11 protein-coding genes are annotated in these 17,719 nt (G+C 54.5%); 10 read left to right on the forward strand and 1 reads right to left on the reverse strand.

All coding sequences use genetic code 11. The features are described from left to right. Nucleotides 1-675: 675 nt before the first annotated feature. From hybO to hypA, 7 genes are read left to right on the forward strand one after another with little or no spacing between them, the layout of a single operon-like run. Nucleotides 676-1,809, forward strand: coding sequence for a hydrogenase 2 small subunit (hybO, locus tag AAZR23_RS10980; RefSeq protein ID WP_434692565.1), 1,134 nt, complete (start codon nt 676-678; stop codon nt 1,807-1,809). A gap of 2 nt (nt 1,810-1,811) precedes the next feature. Next, nucleotides 1,812-2,795, forward strand: coding sequence for a hydrogenase 2 operon protein HybA (hybA, locus tag AAZR23_RS10985; RefSeq protein WP_434692567.1), 984 nt, complete (start codon nt 1,812-1,814; stop codon nt 2,793-2,795). After that, entirely contained in the window at nt 2,785-3,966 is a 1,182-nt protein-coding gene (gene hybB / locus AAZR23_RS10990) for a Ni/Fe-hydrogenase cytochrome b subunit (protein WP_434692570.1), read from the forward strand. The genes hybA and hybB overlap by 11 nt, the downstream gene beginning before the upstream one ends. After that, the gene (gene hybC, locus AAZR23_RS10995; protein WP_434692573.1) at nt 3,963-5,666 is read left to right on the forward strand and encodes a hydrogenase 2 large subunit; all 1,704 of its coding nucleotides are present in this window, start codon (nt 3,963-3,965) and stop codon (nt 5,664-5,666) included. The genes hybB and hybC overlap by 4 nt, the downstream gene beginning before the upstream one ends. Further along, complete coding sequence (locus AAZR23_RS11000) at nt 5,666-6,160, forward strand: HyaD/HybD family hydrogenase maturation endopeptidase (protein ID WP_434692576.1); 495 nt, start codon at nt 5,666-5,668, stop codon at nt 6,158-6,160. Before hybC ends, AAZR23_RS11000 begins: the two co-directional genes overlap by 1 nt. Continuing rightward, the gene (gene hybE / locus AAZR23_RS11005) at nt 6,153-6,644 is read left to right on the forward strand and encodes a hydrogenase-2 assembly chaperone (RefSeq protein ID WP_434692578.1); all 492 of its coding nucleotides are present in this window, start codon (nt 6,153-6,155) and stop codon (nt 6,642-6,644) included. Before AAZR23_RS11000 ends, hybE begins: the two co-directional genes overlap by 8 nt. Further along, on the forward strand, nt 6,637-6,978 hold the full coding sequence (gene hypA, locus AAZR23_RS11010; RefSeq protein ID WP_046892961.1) for a hydrogenase maturation nickel metallochaperone HypA: 342 nt from the start codon (nt 6,637-6,639) through the stop codon (nt 6,976-6,978). Before hybE ends, hypA begins: the two co-directional genes overlap by 8 nt. Before the next feature lie 3 nt (nt 6,979-6,981). Here hypA and ampR read toward each other — a convergent pair whose 3' ends face one another. Beyond that, the gene (gene ampR, locus AAZR23_RS11015; RefSeq protein WP_434692581.1) at nt 6,982-7,857 is read right to left on the reverse strand and encodes a LysR family transcriptional regulator AmpR; all 876 of its coding nucleotides are present in this window, start codon (nt 7,855-7,857) and stop codon (nt 6,982-6,984) included. 110 nt (nt 7,858-7,967) lie between these two features. Here ampR and blaDHA point away from each other — a divergent pair, with 110 nt between their 5' ends. The 3 genes from blaDHA (at nt 7,968) to pbpC (ending at nt 17,601) form a co-directional block, all read left to right on the forward strand. Next, the gene (gene blaDHA, locus AAZR23_RS11020; protein WP_046892959.1) at nt 7,968-9,107 is read left to right on the forward strand and encodes a DHA family class C beta-lactamase; all 1,140 of its coding nucleotides are present in this window, start codon (nt 7,968-7,970) and stop codon (nt 9,105-9,107) included. 194 nt (nt 9,108-9,301) lie between these two features. Next, nucleotides 9,302-15,217 (forward strand): alpha-2-macroglobulin, encoded by a 5,916-nt coding sequence (locus AAZR23_RS11025; RefSeq protein ID WP_434692585.1) that lies wholly within the window; start codon nt 9,302-9,304, stop codon nt 15,215-15,217. A gap of 23 nt (nt 15,218-15,240) precedes the next feature. After that, entirely contained in the window at nt 15,241-17,601 is a 2,361-nt protein-coding gene (gene pbpC / locus AAZR23_RS11030; protein WP_434692588.1) for a penicillin-binding protein 1C, read from the forward strand. Nucleotides 17,602-17,719: the final 118 nt, after the last annotated feature.

Consider the following 17,719-nt stretch of genomic DNA (forward strand, 5'->3'; position numbering starts at 1 on the left):
CAGAATATAAATTGTCCGCCTACGTATAAATAGTTGACTATTTTATAGGGATAATCGTCTTATTATGAATTTTCTGGTGTTATTCACTATTTTAACTCCTTTATGTGGTGATAGCAGCTGGTTCGTTGGATTTGATTTATTCCGGAAGGAAAATAAGAAACTTAATATTAATTGATTTAAATCAAAATAAATAATTTACCATATTATAGTAATTGATTTTTACGTGACAAACAGGCAGATAATTTTATTAAAAACGGTATTTATTTGTGCTTAACCGATTAAATAATACCGGATGAGAATGTATTTCATTTTTGTTTTTAACAACAAGTGGGTGTGAAATTTATTATTTTTGTTGGCTCAGTTAATTCTGAAAACACCCGGGGTTGTATCTGAAAAGCCAGTAAAATGCAGATGGTAAATGTTGTCCGTTTTCCTGACGGCAGTGGAAAATTCCGCTATTCTTATTGCAGGTCGTCGGTGAGTTATATTTTAAATTGATATAAATTAATAAAACCGATAAATAGATTAAATGTTAAAAATAGAAAAAATTCTCATTATCTGTAAAATAATATTTTTGTTATTATCTTTTTGTTTATTAATTATGTTCCGTGTCTCAGTAATTTAATAATAATCGTATTATGTTAATATTAAATTAACACAACGGAATTACAGAGAATGATCGACGATAATACGTTAATTACTTCTGATATGACTTCTGAGGGTATTGACCGGCGAAGCTTTCTGAAACTCTGCGCGGCCTTAGCGGCCACCATGGGTCTCAGTGCAAATGCATCTGCCGAAATCGCGGCGTCCGTCAGCCGTAAGGATTGTCCCCCCGTTATCTGGATATCTGCACAGGAGTGTACCGGTTGCACTGAGTCCCTGCTCCGGGCGACGCACCCGACCATCGAAAATCTCATCCTTGATATGATCTCACTGGAGTACCACGAGGTACTCTCGGCGGCATTCGGTCATCAGGCGGAAGCCAACAAGCACAATGCGATTGAGAAATACAAAGGCAAATATGTGCTGGTGGTGGACGGCTCCGTACCGCTGAAGGATAACGGTATTTACTGCATGATCGCCGGTGAGCCGATTGCGGATCATATCCGCCGTGCGGCGGAGGGTGCTGCCGCGATTATTGCTATCGGTTCCTGCGCTGCCTGGGGCGGGGTGGCTGCCGCAGGTGATAACCCGACCGGTGCGGCGTCGCTGGAAACGGTTCTGCCGGGTAAAACCGTTATCAATATTCCGGGCTGCCCGCCTAACCCGCATAACTTCCTGGCCACCGTGGCACATATCATTACTTACGGCAAAGCGCCGGGGCTGGATAACAAAAACCGGCCGCTGTTTGCGTACGGTCGTCTGATCCACGAACACTGTGAACGCCGCGCTCACTTTGACGCAGGACGTTTTGCCAAAGCGTTTGGTGATCACGGACACCGTGAGGGCTGGTGCCTCTATCATCTCGGCTGCAAAGGACCGGAAACGTACGGTAACTGCTCCACATTGCAGTTCTGTGATGTCGGTGGTGTGTGGCCGGTGGCGATCGGGCATCCGTGTTACGGCTGTAATGAGGCCGGTGTCGGCTTTCATAAAGGCATTCATCAGCTTGCGGGCGTGCAGAACCAGACACCACGCGCCGAAAAACCGGATGTGGATCTGAAAGAGGGCGGTTCGGTATCGGGCGGCGCTATCGGTCTGCTCGGCGGCGTGGTTGGTCTGGTGGCCGGTGTCAGTGTGATGGCTGTCCGTGAGCTGGGGCGTCAGCAGAAGAAAAACCGGAACGGCGATCCGCGGGGAGAGTAACTGTGAACAGGCGTGACTTTATTAAAGCGGCGTCCGGCGGGGCACTGCTGTTAGGTAATACATCTGTGAGCCGGGCGGCGGCGGAAAACCGTCCGCCGATCCCCGGTGCATCGGGCATGCTGTATGACTCCACTCTGTGTATCGGCTGTCAGGCGTGTGTGACCAAATGTCAGGATATCAACTTCCCCGTCCGTAATCCGGAGGGCGCGCAGACCTGGTCCAACAATGACAAATTATCCCCGTACACCAATAACATTATCCAGGTGTGGACGAGCGGCAGCGGTGAACACAAAGATCAGGAAAAAGACGGCTACGCCTATATCAAAAAGCAATGCATGCATTGTGTTGATCCGAACTGTGTCTCTGTCTGCCCGGTCGGTGCGCTGAAAAAGCATCTGGTGACCGGTATTGTGCATTATGACAAAGATATCTGTACCGGCTGCCGTTACTGCATGGTGGGCTGCCCGTATGACGTGCCGAAATATGACTATAACAACCCGTTCGGTGCGATCAGCAAATGCGAACTCTGTAACCAGAAAGGCGTTGAACTGCTCGATAAAGGCGGTTTGCCCGGCTGTGTGGAGGTTTGTCCGACCGGCGCTATCATTTTCGGCTCCCGCGAAGATCTGATGAGTGAGGCAAAAAAACGCCTCGGGCTGACAGCCGGAGAGGAATATGCCTATCCGCGTCAGACACTGAAAACCGGCGACAACTACAACCATCCCGTACCGTCTTATTACCCGCATCTGTACGGTGAAAAAGAGGGCGGCGGAACGCAGGTGATGGTGCTGACCGGCGTGCCGTACCAAAATCTGCAACTGCCGGAACTGGCTGAACTCTCCACCGGAGCCCGCTCTGAAAATATCCAGCACACCTTGTACAAAGGGATGATCCTGCCGCTGGCAGTACTGGCCGGGCTTACCGTGCTGGTGCGCCGCAACAGTAAAAATGACTCTCACGACGGAGGTGATGATCATGAATCATGATCCCAAACCCCTCGGCGGAAAATTATTCAGTAAGCCGATCATCATTTTCGGACCGCTTGTTATCCTCTGTGTGCTGCTTATCGTCAAACGTCTGATTTTCGGACTGGGGTCTGTCTCTGATCTGAACGGCGGCTACCCCTGGGGGATCTGGATTGCCTTTGACCTGCTGATCGGCACCGGTTTTGCCTGTGGCGGCTGGGCACTGGCGTGGGCGGTGTATGTATTTAACAAAGGGGAATACCACCCGCTGGTACGTCCGGCATTGCTGGCGAGCCTGCTGGGGTATTCACTGGGCGGATTATCCATCACCATCGACCTCGGCCGTTACTGGAATATGCCGAACTTTTTTATTCCGGGGATTTTTAACGTCAACTCTGTTCTGCTGGAAACGGCGGTCTGTATGACGATTTATATCGGCGTGATGGCGCTGGAACTGGCACCGGCATTCTGTGAGCGTATGGGCTGGAAAGTCTCGCTTAAACGGCTGAACAAAATCATGTTTTTTGTGATAGCGCTCGGTGCGCTGTTACCGGCGATGCATCAGTCCTCGATGGGGTCACTGATGATTGCAGCCGGTCACAAGGTCTATCCGCTGTGGCAAAGCTATGAAATGCTGCCGCTGTTCTCCCTGCTCACCGCCTTTATTATGGGATTCTCCATTGTGGTCTTTGAGGGCTCGCTGGTGCAGAGCGGCCTGAAAGGCAACGGCCCGGATGAAAAACGCCTGTTTGGTAAACTGGCACTGACCGTCAGTGTGCTGATGGCGCTGTTTCTGATCCTGCGCTTCGGGGAACTGATTTACCGCGGCAAGCTCGGGCTTGCTTTCGCCGGGGATTACTACGCCGTCCTGTTCTGGTTTGAGATCCTGCTGATGGTGTTTGCACTGGCGGTCTTCAGTATCCCGGCGTTCCGCCGCGATTCCCGTCTGCTCTACACCGGTGCGGTGAGTATGCTGCTCGGCTGTGCGGCCTGGCGTCTTGCCTATTCATTGCTGGCGTTTGATCCCGGCAATGGCTATCACTACTTTCCGTCAGCGGAAGAACTGTTAATTTCCATTGGTTTCGTGGCTGTTGAGATCTGCGCTTACCTTTTCCTGATCCGCCTGTTACCGATACTCCCTGCAGTCAATAAAACCGCAGCTCACCCTTATCATGAGGCAAGCAAGTCATGAGCCAGAGAATTACGATTGATCCGGTTACCCGTATCGAAGGACATTTACGCATCGACTGTGAAATTGATGATGGTGTGGTGACCAAAGCCTGGGCGTCAGGCACGATGTGGCGCGGAATGGAAAAAATCGTCAAAGGTAAGGACCCGCGCGATGCGTGGATGATCCTCCAGCGTATCTGCGGCGTCTGTACCACCACACATGCCCTGGCATCGGTACGTGCCGTGGAAAACGCCCTGAATCTGGATGTGCCGGTGAATGCGCAGTATATCCGCAATATCATTCTGGCGGCGCACACCACCCATGACCATATCGTCCATTTTTATCAGCTTTCCGCGCTGGACTGGGTGGATATTACCTCCGCGCTGAACGCGGACCCGGCAAAAGCCTCTGCCATGCTGAACGGTGTGTCTGACTGGCCGCTGAACAGCACGCAGGAATTCATCAAAGTACAGGATAAAATCAAAGCACTGGTGGAGAGCGGCCAGCTGGGGATTTTTGCCAACGGCTACTGGGGACATCCGGCGATGCAGTTGCCGCCGGAAGTGAACCTGATTGCGGTCGCGCACTATTTGCAGGCGCTTGAATGCCAGCGCGATGCCAACCGTATCGTGGCGCTGCTGGGCGGAAAAACGCCGCATATCCAGAACCTGGCGGTCGGCGGGGTTGCGAACCCGATTAACCTCGACGGTATTGGTGTGCTGAATCTGGAACGCCTGATGTATATCAAATCATTTATCGACAAGCTGAATGATTTTGTTGAACAGGTTTATAAGATTGATACCGCGGTTATTGCTGCGTTTTATCCGCAGTGGTTTGAAACCGGGCAGGGCGCGGTGAACTACCTGAGCACCCCGGAATTCCCGACAGACGGCAAAAACGGCAGTTTCCTGTTTCCGGGCGGCTACATTGAGGATTCCGATTTAACGACGTTCCGGCCGATAGATTCTCAGACCGATGCTTTCCTGCTGGACGGTATTCAGGAAAGCTCGCCGCACTCCTGGTATCAGGATGAAGCGCCGCAGAAACCGTGGGAAGGCACAACCGAGCCGAAATACACCGGCTGGGATGCTGACGGCAAATACTCGTGGGTGAAATCGCCGACGTTGTACGGCAAAACCGTCGAAGTCGGCCCGCTGGCCAATATGTTCTGCAAACTGGCGGCGAAACACCCCGGTACAGCTGAAAAACTGAATGAAATTATCGCGGTTTATCAGACGCTGACCGGTAATCCGCTGGAAGTCAGACAGCTGCATTCCACGCTCGGCCGGATTATCGGCCGCACGGTGCACTGCTGTGAATTACAGGCGGTGTTGCAGCATCAGTATGCCGCGCTGATCGCCAATATCGGCACCGGCGATCACATCACGTATGTGAAGCCGGAATTCCCGGCCACCGGCGTGATAAAAGGCGCGGGTTTCCTGGAAGCACCGCGCGGTATGTTATCGCACTGGGTGGTTATCAAAGACGGTGTGATTGAAAACTATCAGGCAGTGGTGCCGTCCACCTGGAACTGCGGGCCGCGCAATCACGATAATGTGGCGGGGCCGTATGAGCAGTCGCTGGTCGGGCTGAAAATTGCCGATCCGGAAAAACCGCTGGAAGTGGTGCGCACTATCCATTCATTTGACCCGTGTATGGCATGTGCGGTTCATATTGTTGATATTGATGGCCGTGAAACGGTATCAGTGAAGGTGCTGTGATGCGGATACTGGTATTAGGTACCGGCAATATTCTGCTGACTGACGAAGCCATCGGCGTGCATATCGCGCAAGCGCTGGCGGATCGCTATATCCTGCCGGACTATGTGGATGTGATGGACGGTGGTACGGCGGGGATGGAACTGCTCGGCAGCATGGCCGGGTGTGATCATCTGATTATCACTGATGCGATTGTGACAATGAAAAGTGTGCCGGGCACGATCCGGATTCTGCGGGATGAAGAGGTTCCGGCGCTGTTCACCAATAAAATCTCCCCGCATCAGCTGGGATTGTCTGATGTCCTGTCCGCACTGCGTTTTACCGGGGAATTTCCCGCTAAACTGACGCTGGTGGGCGTGGTTCCGGCGTCGCTGGAGCCGGGGATCGGCATGACCCCGCTGCTGGAAACGGTGGTTGAACCGGCATTACAGCAGGTGCTGGCGATACTCCGCGAATCGGGTGTTGAGGCCGTGAAAAAGGAGGCCGCGCATGTCTGAGGAGATTCAGGGGTTTATGCACAGTCCGGCAGAGCAGATCCGCGCTGCGTTTGAACGGATTGCTGCAGATACCATGCACGACCTTCCTTTTCTGCATCCGTCGGTGCCGGTGTATGTGACGGAACTGACATTGTTTGAAGGGCAGTGGACGGGCTGTGTGATCACGCCGTGGATGTGCAGCGCGGTGATTTTTCCGGGGCCGGATCAGCTCTGGCCGCAGCGCAAAGTCAGTGAAAAAATCGGCCTGCGGCTGCCGTACGGCACCATGACATTCACTGTCGGTGAGCTGGAGGGCGTATCTCAGTATCTGGCGTGCTCGCTGTTGTCGCCGCTGCCGCATACGCTCTCACCGCAGGAGGGATTACGGCTGGCGGATGACTGCGCGCGGATGCTGCTCTCGCTGCCGGTCACGGACCCGGATGTACCGGCAATGGCCGGGCGGAGAGCGCTGTTCACCGGTAAACGGGTGCCCCGGTATGCATGAGTTGTCCCTGTGTATGAGTGCGGCGGATATTATCCGCGAACAGGCCGCGCGGCACGGTATCACGCGGGTGACGGATGTCTGGCTGGAAGTCGGTGCTCTGGCGGATGTGGAAGAGAGCGCACTGCATTTCAGTTTTGATATCGCCTGCCGCGATACCGTGGCTCAGGGCTGCACACTGCATATTGATGTTATCCCGGCGCAGGCCTGGTGCTGGGATTGCAGCCGTGAGGCCGAAATCATGCAGCACGCCGGGTGCTGTCCGCACTGCGGCAGCGAACGGCTGCGCATCAGTGAGGGGGACTCTCTGCGGGTAAAAAGCCTGGAAGGAGAGTGAGTATCACTCTGCCGCTGCATTCAGCAGCCAGCGGGCAAACTGCTGCATGGCCGGGGTTTCCGTGCGGGACTGTAACCGGGTCAGCCAGTAGCCGCCGAGGGTGATCTCCGCAGTAAACGGCTGAATCAGAGCGCCCGACTGCAACAGGTGGCTGAACATACTTACCGGTGCAATCGCGATCCCGGCCCCCAGTTGCGCGGCTTCCGCCATCGCCAGTGAGGTATCAAACACCATCACCGGTTGTGACGGGGAGGGCGGAGTACCGCCCGTACAAGCCAGCCAGCGGCTCCATTCATCCCGGCGGAACGAGCGCAGCAGTGTAAAACGATGGACATCATCCGGCTGCTGTAACTGTTCTGCCACAGCCGGTGAGCACATCGGAGAGTGCGGTGCACTGAAAATCAGTTCCGCATCCGATTCATGCCACGCGCCGTTACCGAAACGGATAGTATAATCATGCCCCTCGGCTGCCGGGTCCACATGGTTATTATGTGTCGAGATATGCAGATCAATATGCGGATGGCTGTCATAAAATCCGGCCAGACGCGGCAGCAGCCAGCCTGCGGCAAATGTCCCGACCACGCCCACGTTTACCCGCTCACGGAACTGTCCGTGAGAGAAACACTCCAGGGTATCCGCAATCCGGTCAAATGCCTCATTGAGCACCGGCAGTAATCCCTCGCCCTCATGAGTCAGCACCAGCCCGCGGGATACGCGGGTAAACAGTGCGCAACCCAGCTGCTCCTCCAGCACTTTAACCTGCTGGCTGACCGCGGCATGGGTGACGTTCAGCTCAATGGCCGCACGGGTAAAGCTGAGATGACGGGCGGCGGCCTCAAAGGCACGCAGCGGATTAAGAGGGAGATAGCGTCTGACCATAATTCACCTGTAAGTTTTTCTTTAGGCTCTTGTTATAATTAACCGTTTGTTCTGCTCCGCGAATCTGACGATACTTGCCGCCGTTACCCACACACGGAAGGTTAATTCTGATGACAAAATCTTTATCTGCAACACTGGTTTCCGCCCTGCTGGCCTTTTCTGCCCCGGGGTTCTCTGCCGCTGATAATGTCGCGGCAGTCGTCGACAGCACCATTAAACCGCTGATGGCACAGCAGGATATCCCCGGGATGGCAGTTGCTGTCTCCGTAAAGGGAAAACCGTATTACTTCAACTATGGTTTTGCGGATGTGCAGGCAAAACAGCCGGTCACTGAAAATACACTATTTGAACTCGGATCTGTAAGTAAAACTTTCACAGGTGTGCTGGGTGCGGTTTCCGTGGCGAAAAAAGAGACGTCGCTGAATGACCCGGCAGTCAAATACCAGCCTGAATTGACACAGCCGCAGTGGAAAGGGATCACCTTACTGGATCTGGCCACCTATACCGCAGGCGGGCTGCCGTTACAGGTGCCGGAAGCGGTGAAAAGCAGTGAGGATCTGCTGCATTTCTATCAGCAGTGGCAGCCGTCATGGCAACCGGGAAAGATGCGTCTGTATGCGAACAGCAGTATCGGCCTGTTCGGCGCGCTGACCGCGACAGCGGCGGGAATGCCTTATGAGCAGCTGCTGACCGCACGTATCCTGGCGCCGCTGGGGTTATCACATACCTTTATTACTGTACCGGAAAGTGCACAAAGTCAGTATGCATACGGTTATAAAAACAATCAGCCGGTACGGGTGACAGGGGGACCGCTCGATGCGGAGTCTTACGGGGTAAAATCCGCCTCAAAAGATATGCTGCGCTGGGCAGAAATCAATATGTCGCCGTCACGGGCGGGCAATGCGGATCTGGAAATGGCGATGTATCTCGCACAGACCCGTTACTATAAAACGGCGGCAATCAACCAGGGACTGGGCTGGGAGATGTATGACTGGCCGCAGCAGAAAGACATGATCATTAACGGCGTGACCAATGAAGTGGCATTGCAGCCGCATCCGGTAACGGATAATCAGGTTCAGCCGTATAACCGCGCTTCCTGGGTACATAAAACAGGGGCAACAACCGGTTTCGGTGCTTATGTGGCCTTTATTCCGGAAAAACAGGTGGCGATTGTGATTCTGGCAAATAAAAACTACCCGAATACCGAAAGAGTCAAAGCCGCACAGGCTATTTTGAGTGCGCTGGAATAATTTTTCCGGTGCTGCGGCCTCAGCGGACACGCCGGGGCCGCACTTTAAGATTATTCCTTATGCAATAATTTGCTTTATGGGCTGTTTTATGGAGGATGAGAGTATCGGGCACTGACAGCTTCCGGCCGGACCGGATTTCACTGTGTGCTGCGTCAAACTGATGTCAGGTTCAACACACAGAGGAAAATGTTGTCATGGACGTTTTGCGTTTTATCCTCCGCTTACCTTTTATCGTGCTGCGTCTGGCGGCACGTGTTCTTGTTTCTCTCTTTACACTGCTGGGTTTTCTGCTGCGCCCGTTTACCGGACGTATCCGCTGGGCGGTGCCGGGCTGGGTGACGTTTGCAGGGAATCAGCTTACCCGGCTGGAGCAGGGGGCAAACCGCTATCCGAAAACCATTTTTGGGTTATTACTGCTGATCGCCGCAGCGGCTGCCGGCAGCTATTACACCTGGCACTGGTATCAGAATAAGCCAAAGCCGGTGGATGTCGCACCGCTGGTGGTACAGGATATTTCCGCCTCGGTGACACGTCCTTCGGCGGTCAATTATAACCGTGATGATAATTCACCGCAGATTGTGACGGTGAGATTCTCCCGCTCTGCCGCGCCGGTAACGCTGATCGGCAAGCCGGTGACGACGGGGATTACCCTCACACCGGCAATGGACGGAGAATGGCGCTGGCGCAATGATCGTACTCTGGTATTCACGGCGAAAAAAATCTTCCCGATGGGCAAAACCTACACCGTCGATATGGATACCAAAACCCTGCTGGCACCGCAGGTGGCGTTAACAGAGAAACAAAAAACCTTTACCACACCTGAATTCTATTATCGCGGCGGTCAGGCGGAATTTTATCAGGACCCGCAGGATCCGATGAAAAAACACGCCATTATCGGCCTGACATTTAATGCGCCGGCAGATGTCAAAAATATGGAATCGCGCCTGTCCCTGACCCGTGACGGAAAGCCGGTGCCATACACCGTCAGTTATGATGATAAAAAACTCAAAGCCTGGATCCACTCCGGTCAGCTGGCTCTCAATGATACTGACAGTGAAGTGCTGCTGACAGTCAGAGCCGGTGTTGGTGCGGCGGTTCCGGCCAATACCACGGCGAAAGATGAAACGTTCCGGGTGATCGTACCAAACCGCTACAGCCTGGATGTCACCGGTATTGAAAGCCAGCTGGCGGAATCAGAGGACGGAAAAGATCGCCGTGTTCTGATTGTGTCATTCTCTGACCCGGTGAATGAAAAACAGGCCGGAAAAGCGGTCCGCGCCCGGTTGCTGCCGGAAAAACACCCGGATTATCATTCTGAGGGGATTTACGACGACTGGAAATCAGATGATATCAGCGACAAAGTCCTGGCATTATCACAGCCGGTGTCACTGATCCCGGATGATAATGAGCAGGAAAACCAGGCGGCATTCAGCTTCAGTTATCAGGCACCGGCCAACCGCTGGCTTCTGGTTGAAATCACCGGCGGCATGAGTTCGGCAGGCGGCTATTACCTGAAAACATCACGTTATCTGCCGGTGCGTGTCCCGGATTACCCGAAAACACTGCGTTTTATGTCAGACGGGGCGCTGTTGTCGATGAAAGGTGAAAAACAGATCACCGTCGCGGCACGTAACTTCCCGGGTCTGCAACTGGATGTGAAGCGGGTGATCCCCGGCCAGTTACAGCATATCGTCTCTTTCAAGGATAAAAACTTCACCTCAACGGATTTTAACCGCCTGAGTGATGAATATTTCACGGAGCACTTTACTTATCAGACGGCGCTGTCTGCCGCCGCTCCCGGCGATATTCAGTACAAAGGTATCGACCTGAGCAAATACCTCTCTGCTGATCCGTCCGCAAAACGCGGTATATTCCTGCTGAGCCTGCGGGCGTGGGACCCGGCTAAACCGGCGGAAACCCCGGAAACGGAAGGGTATGACGAAGGGGATGAGGAGTACGAAGGGGATACGGTTCTCGACTCGCGCTTTGTGGTGGTCACCGATATGGGGATTATCGCGAAATCATCCCGTGACGGCTCGCGTGATGTCTTTGTGCAGTCCGTGTATACCGGCGAACCGGTGAGCGGAGCGAAAATCTCGGTGGTGGCCAAAAACGGCACCACACTGCTGAGCCGTGTCACCGGCAGTGACGGCCACGCCGCGTTCCCGCCCCTGCATGATTTCCGTAATGAGCAGATGGCGGTGATGTTCCTGGCCGAAAAAGAGGGGGATGTCTCCTTCCTGCCGGTCAATGCCTGGTATGACCGCCAGCCGGACTTCTCACGCTTTGATGTGTACGGCGATGAAACACCGGAAGATCCGCGCACTCTCAGCAGCTATCTCTTCTCAGATCGCGGTATTTACCGGCCGGGGGAAACCTTTCATGCCGGGCTTATCACCCGTACCTATGACTGGAAAACCCCGCTGACCGGTATCCCGCTGCGGGCGGAGATCCGCGACCCGCGCGACACTCTGATGCATTCACAGAAGATCACGCTGGATACCACCGGTTTCAGTGAACTGAGCTATACCACACCGGAAAACGCCCCGACCGGCGACTGGAATATCTATCTCTACCTGGAGGGCAAAGATGAGAATGATCTGCGCCTGCTCGGCACTACGACAGTCGTGGTGAAAGAGTTTGAACCGGACACCATGAAAGTGGCACTGAAACTGGCACCGGATCGTCAGCAGGGTTGGGTAAAACCGGATGAATTGCAGGCAGCGGTTGATGTGCAGAACCTGTTCGGCACCCCGGCACAGAACCGCCGTATCGCCACAAAAATGACCATGCGGCCGGTTTATCCGTCCTTCACGCAGTATCCGGATTACCGTTTCTATGAAGGCAGCCGCAGTACGGATAACTTCGAAACGCAGCTTGAAGAGCGTACCAGCGATGAAAATGGCGCTGCACCGCTGGCATTAGGGCTGGAAAACTACGCGGAAGCGACCTATCAGTTACAGTTGTTCACTGAAGCCTTTGAACCGGGAAGCGGGCGTTCGGTCACCGCAGCGGCGCGGGTGCTGGTTTCTCCGCATGATTCACTGGTGGGCGTCAAAGCGGACGGTGATACGGATTACATCAGTAAAGATGCACTCCGGATGCTGAATCTGATTGCGGTGGATCCGTCACTGACCCGGATTGAAAAAACCGATCTGAAACAGGTGCTTCTGGAGCGGAAGTACATTTCGGTGCTGATGCGTCAGCCGTCAGGGATCTTTAAATATCAGTCAAAACTGAAAGAGACCCGGATTGATGAGCAGCCGCTGACTATCAGCAGTACCGGAACGGATCTCACGCTGAATACCTCGAAACCCGGTCATTTTATCTTACAGGTGGAAGACGCGGACGGTGTTGTGCTGAACAGAACAGACTATACCGTGGCCGGTAACGCAAATATTACCCGCTCGCTGGATCGCAATGCAGAATTGCAGCTGACACTGGATAAAGAAGAATACAAACCGGGCGAAGAGATTGAAATCGCCGTCAGTGCGCCGTACACCGGCAGCGGCATTATCACTATTGAGCGCGACAAAGTGTATCAGTGGGTGTGGTTCCGTGCGGACACCACCAACTCGGTGCAGAAAATCCGCGTACCGGCAGAACTGACCGGCAACGGCTATGTGAATGTGCAGTTTGTCCGTGATATCAACTCCGATGAAATCTTTATGAGCCCGCTGAGTTTCGGCGTGCAGCCATTCCGCGTCAGCCATGAGGCATTTAACGCGGGGATCTCGCTGACATCACCGGATGTCATGAAACCGGGCGAAAACCTGGCGGTTCATGTAAAAACTGCCTCACCGCAGAATGTGGTGGTCTTTGCTGTCGATGAGGGCATCTTGCAGGTTGCGCGTTACCGCCTGAAAGATCCGCTGGATTATTTCTTCCGCAAACGGGCGCTGGAAGTGAAAAGCACCCAGATCCTCGATCTGATCCTGCCGGAGTTCAGCAAGATGATGGCGCTGACCGCCGCACCGGGCGGGGATGCCGGAGAGGGTATCGATCTGCATCTTAATCCGTTCAAACGCAAGCGGGATGAGCCGGTGGTGTACTGGTCGGGGATCACCGCCGTTGATGGTGATGCGGTCTTTAATTATCAGGTGCCGGATTACTTTAACGGTAAGATCCGTGTAATGGCGGTATCGGTTTCACCTGACCGTATCGGCCACACGCAGAGCAGCACAACCGTGCGGGATGACTTTGTACTGACACCGAATATTCCGGCTATGGTTTCGCCGGGGGATGAGTTTGATGTCTCACTCGGTATCGCCAATAACCTGACCGGACTGAACGGTGAAGCGATGCCGCTGGATATCACTGTCAGCGCCGGCCCGGCACTGGAAATTACCGGCAGCAACCGTGAACAGATTACGCTTGGTGAGAAGAAAGAGACGGTGCTGTCGTTCCGTCTGAAAGCCAATGCGCTGCCGGGCACGGCGGATATCACTTTCCGTGTCACATCGGGGGATAAATCAGCTGTCCGCACGCAAAATCTGTCGGTTCGTCCGGCCTCAGCTTACCGTACCCGCTCGTCTCTCGGACGGATGGACGGTAAACAGCAGCGCGTAACTGCCCTGCGGCAGATGTTTGATAACTATGCCAAACGGGATGCCCGTGTCTCTTACTCACCGATGGTGATGAGTGACGCACTGTCGCAGTATCTGGATAACTATCCGTACAACTGCTCGGAACAGATCACCAGCCGCGCCGTTCCGCTGCTGTTCCGCCAGCGTCATCCGGAACTCAGCGCATTGCAGTCACAGGCGGAGATCCGTCAGCAACTGCAACAAACCATGACCACACTGCTGACACGGCAGAACGGGCAGGGTGGCATCGGTGCATGGCAGGCCGGGCCGGAAACCGACCCGTTTGTCACACTGTATGTGGTGCAGTTCCTGCTGGAAGCACAGGAGGCCGGTTATCCGGTACAGGAATCACTGCTCGCATCTGCCAATATTTACCTGAAAAAACTGGCGGCGAACCCGATGCTGAATACGCAGGATGATCTGCGGATGCGTGCCTTTGCTGTTTACCTGCTGACCCGTCAGGGAGAAGTCACCACCGGGCTGCTGGCTGAAGTACAGACACGGATGCAGAGCAGTTATCCGGATTCGTGGCAGGATGATCCGGGCGCGCTGTATCTTGCGGCATCCTACAAAATGCTGAAGATGGATAAACAGGCGGATATGATGCTGGCGCCGGTGTGGAAAGCCCTGAACACGGCTTATAACAAAGCATGGTGGACACGGAGCTATCTCGATCCGCTGGTGCAGGACAGCACACGGCTCTACCTGATTGTCCGTCATTTCCCGGAAAAAGTGTCTGCTATCCCGCCGCAACTGCTGGAAAATATGGTGCTGCGCTTTAAAGAGGAACGTTACACCACCTATTCAGCGGCCATGAGCATTCTGGCAATGGAACATTACAGCCGCTATATGCAGCAAAGCGGGGCGGATGCCGGTGAGCTTTCTGTCAGTGTTCTGAAAGGCACAGAGCCGCCGGAAGTGATTTCGGTGATGAAAGATGCCACTGCTACCGGAAAATTCAGTGACGGTGTCAGTGAAATCCGCTTTGATAATCCGTCGGATAACCCGGCCTGGTATGTGGTGACAGAATCCGGTTTTGACCGCACACCGCCGGAAGCCGCGGTAGCGAAAGGGCTGGAAATCAGCCGCGATTACCTGAATGAAAAAGGTGAGGTGATAAACAGTGCCGCACAGGGCGAAAAAGTCTATGTCCGCCTGTATATCCGCGCCAATGCAAAACAGGGGCTGAATAATATTGTGGTGGCGGATCTGCTGCCGGGCGGGTTTGAAGTGGTGCGTCAGGACCCGGAAGCGGCGGACAGTCTGCAACTGTCACAACTTCCGTTCAGCACCGGCCGCAGCTGGGTGCCGGACTTCAGTGATGCCCGCGAGGACAGAGTGCTGATCTACGGCAGTGCCGCGGCGGAGATACAGGAATTTATCTATCAGATAAAACCGGTGAATACAGGGCGCTTTATCATTCCTCCGGCCTTTGGCGAAGCTATGTATGACCGGGAGATTCAGGCGCAGTCTGCGGCAGCCGGGGTATTTACGGTTCTGCCGCCTGCCGGTGACAAACCCTGAATGCACAGGCGGTACAGGTCAGAATGAGCGGTATCCGGCGCGTTATACAGAACCTGGCGGCAGTGGTTATCCTGCTGGCACTGTTTCTGATTGGGTTCCGCCTCTGGCCGCATCCGCCGCTCTCGGAGGGACTGCCGTTGTCGGTCGCTTATTATGACCGCAACGGCACACTGCTGCGCCTGACACTGGCAAATGACGACCGTTACCGGCTGTGGACGCCGCTGGAAGAGATGTCACCGCTGCTGACACAAGGCACGCTGCGTTATGAGGATCGCTGGTTTTATCTGCATCCCGGGTTTAATCCGTACAGTCTCACGCGCGGTTTTTTTGTCAGCTATATCAGCGGGGAACGGCTTCAGGGCGGTTCGACCATCACCATGCAACTGGCGCGGATGCGCTGGCATCTCAACACCCGCACCCTGCGGGGGAAAACAGAACAGATCCTGCGGGCGGTACAGCTGGAACTGAGCTACTCCAAACACGATATCCTGGAAGCCTATCTCAACTATGCCCCCTATGGCCGGAATATTGAAAGTGCCGGCGCGGCCTCGCTTATCTATTTTAATAAAAAACCGGCGGATTTAACGCTGCCGGAAGCGCTCACGCTGGCGGTACTGCCGCAATCGCCGGGATATCGTGTGACACCCGGAGCGGCGGATATCAGCCAGCCGCTGATGCAGGCTCGTAACCGGCTCTGGCAGCGCTGGCGGGAAGAACATCCTGATGATGAGAACATGGCCGCGCTGTTTGAACTGCCGCTGATACTGCGCCAGCCGGAGCAGATGCCTTACATCGCTCCGCATCTGATTGAACAGATAGCGCGGCAGAACCGGTTCAGTGCTGAAAAATCACAGACAGTGGTCACCACGCTGGATATTAATCTTCAGCGTATTGCCGAAAAACAGGTCGCTGCGTTTATTTCCCGCCGTCAGCAGGCGGGATTACATAATGCGGCAGTGCTCCTCGTCGATACCCGTGATATGGGCGTGCGGGCGCTGGTGGGATCGGCGGATTATTACAATACGGAGATCCACGGACAGGTGAACGGCACCAACGCCAAACGCTCTCCCGGCTCGGCGCTGAAACCCTTTATTTACGCGCTCGGGCTGGAACAGGGCGTGCTGCATCCGCTGACCATTCTTAAAGATGTGCCGTCTTCGTTCGGCAGCTATGCGCCTGAGAACTTTGATCTGCGTTTTATGGGGCCGCTGCCGGCGACACAGGCACTGAATTACAGCCGTAATATTCCGGCGGTGGATATTGCAGCAAAACTCAGCAAACCGAATCTCTACCAGTTTCTCCGGCTGGCCGGACTCTCCGGGATGGCGGGGGAAAAACACTACGGGCTGTCGCTGGTTCTGGGCGGCGGTGAAGTGACGGCGCAGGAGCTGGCAAAACTCTATGCGATCCTCGCAAACCGGGGCGTTTTACGTCCGCTGCGGATGACCGAATCCGAACAGCCCGCCGCACCGATCCGCCTGCTGAGTGATGAAGCGGCATTCATCACCCTGGATATGCTGGGGCAGCACCGCCGTCCCGGTAACACCCTCGCACAAAAACCGATGACACTGCCTGTGTACTGGAAAACCGGCACGTCCTGGGGATTCCGTGATGCGTGGAGCAGCGGCATTACCGGGCCGTATGTACTGGTGGTCTGGCTCGGTAATTTTGACGGTACGGGGAACAGTGCGCTGATTGGCGCGGAAGCTGCCGCACCGCTGTTTTTTAATATTATCGATAATATTATGGCGGAGTACCCGGCGCTGCGGGAGCCGGACTTTCCGCAACCGGAAAATCTCCGTCAGGTGGAGGTTTGTCTGGCCAGCGGTAACCTGCCGACGCAGTGGTGTCAGCGGCGGGGCAAAACCTGGTTTATCCCCGGTAAATCCCCGATTGCGGTTGATACCATTTACCGGCCGGTGGCAACGGATAAAATCACCGGTGACGTGGTGTGTCCGCCTTATGATCCCGCGCGGGTCAACATTGATATCTATGAATACTGGCCGTCTGACCTGGCACGGGTATTTGCCATGGCCGGGCTGCCGAAGAAAACCCCGCCGTCTGCCGCACACTGCAAGGGCGGCAACAGCCTGATCGGCGGTACGCCACCGCGTATTACCGCACCGCTGCGCAACACCACCTACACCCTGCGGCGGACGGAAAACCAGTCCTCCTCCCTGTTTTTCACCGCCACCGCCGATAATGACAGCAGTGTGATTTACTGGTTTGCCGGTGATGTTTATCTCGGCAACAGTACCAGCCGCCGTCAGCTGGAATGGAAACCGGAAGCCGCAGGGCGTTACCGCATCCGCGCCGTGGATGACCACGGCCGGGCAGATTCACGGATGATTCAGGTGGATATTCTGGGCGTGAGGGAGAAGTGAGTTGATATATTAAACCGGTGGTATTATTTGCAAATATATGACTCTGAATGATTTGTTTTTCATTTCAATTCAGATGGCAAAGTAAAAAACTCAGCGGGACTCCCACTTTCGGTGAATA

It is taken from the genome of Morganella sp. Je.2.23 (assembly GCF_051129855.1).
In the GTDB taxonomy this organism is placed as follows: Bacteria; Pseudomonadota; Gammaproteobacteria; order Enterobacterales; family Enterobacteriaceae; genus Morganella; species Morganella sibonii.

Coding starts and splice junctions, on each gene's coding strand:
- blaDHA (WP_046892959.1), top strand. CDS start 7,968: ATGACAAAATCTTTATCTGCAACACTGGTTTCCGCCCTGCTGGCCTTT.
- AAZR23_RS11000 (WP_434692576.1), top strand. CDS start 5,666: ATGCGGATACTGGTATTAGGTACCGGCAATATTCTGCTGACTGACGAA.
- hybC (WP_434692573.1), top strand. CDS start 3,963: ATGAGCCAGAGAATTACGATTGATCCGGTTACCCGTATCGAAGGACAT.
- hybE (WP_434692578.1), top strand. CDS start 6,153: ATGTCTGAGGAGATTCAGGGGTTTATGCACAGTCCGGCAGAGCAGATC.
- ampR (WP_434692581.1), bottom strand. CDS start 7,857: ATGGTCAGACGCTATCTCCCTCTTAATCCGCTGCGTGCCTTTGAGGCC.
- AAZR23_RS11025 (WP_434692585.1), top strand. CDS start 9,302: ATGGACGTTTTGCGTTTTATCCTCCGCTTACCTTTTATCGTGCTGCGT.
- hybB (WP_434692570.1), top strand. CDS start 2,785: ATGAATCATGATCCCAAACCCCTCGGCGGAAAATTATTCAGTAAGCCG.
- hypA (WP_046892961.1), top strand. CDS start 6,637: ATGCATGAGTTGTCCCTGTGTATGAGTGCGGCGGATATTATCCGCGAA.
- pbpC (WP_434692588.1), top strand. CDS start 15,241: ATGAGCGGTATCCGGCGCGTTATACAGAACCTGGCGGCAGTGGTTATC.
- hybO (WP_434692565.1), top strand. CDS start 676: ATGATCGACGATAATACGTTAATTACTTCTGATATGACTTCTGAGGGT.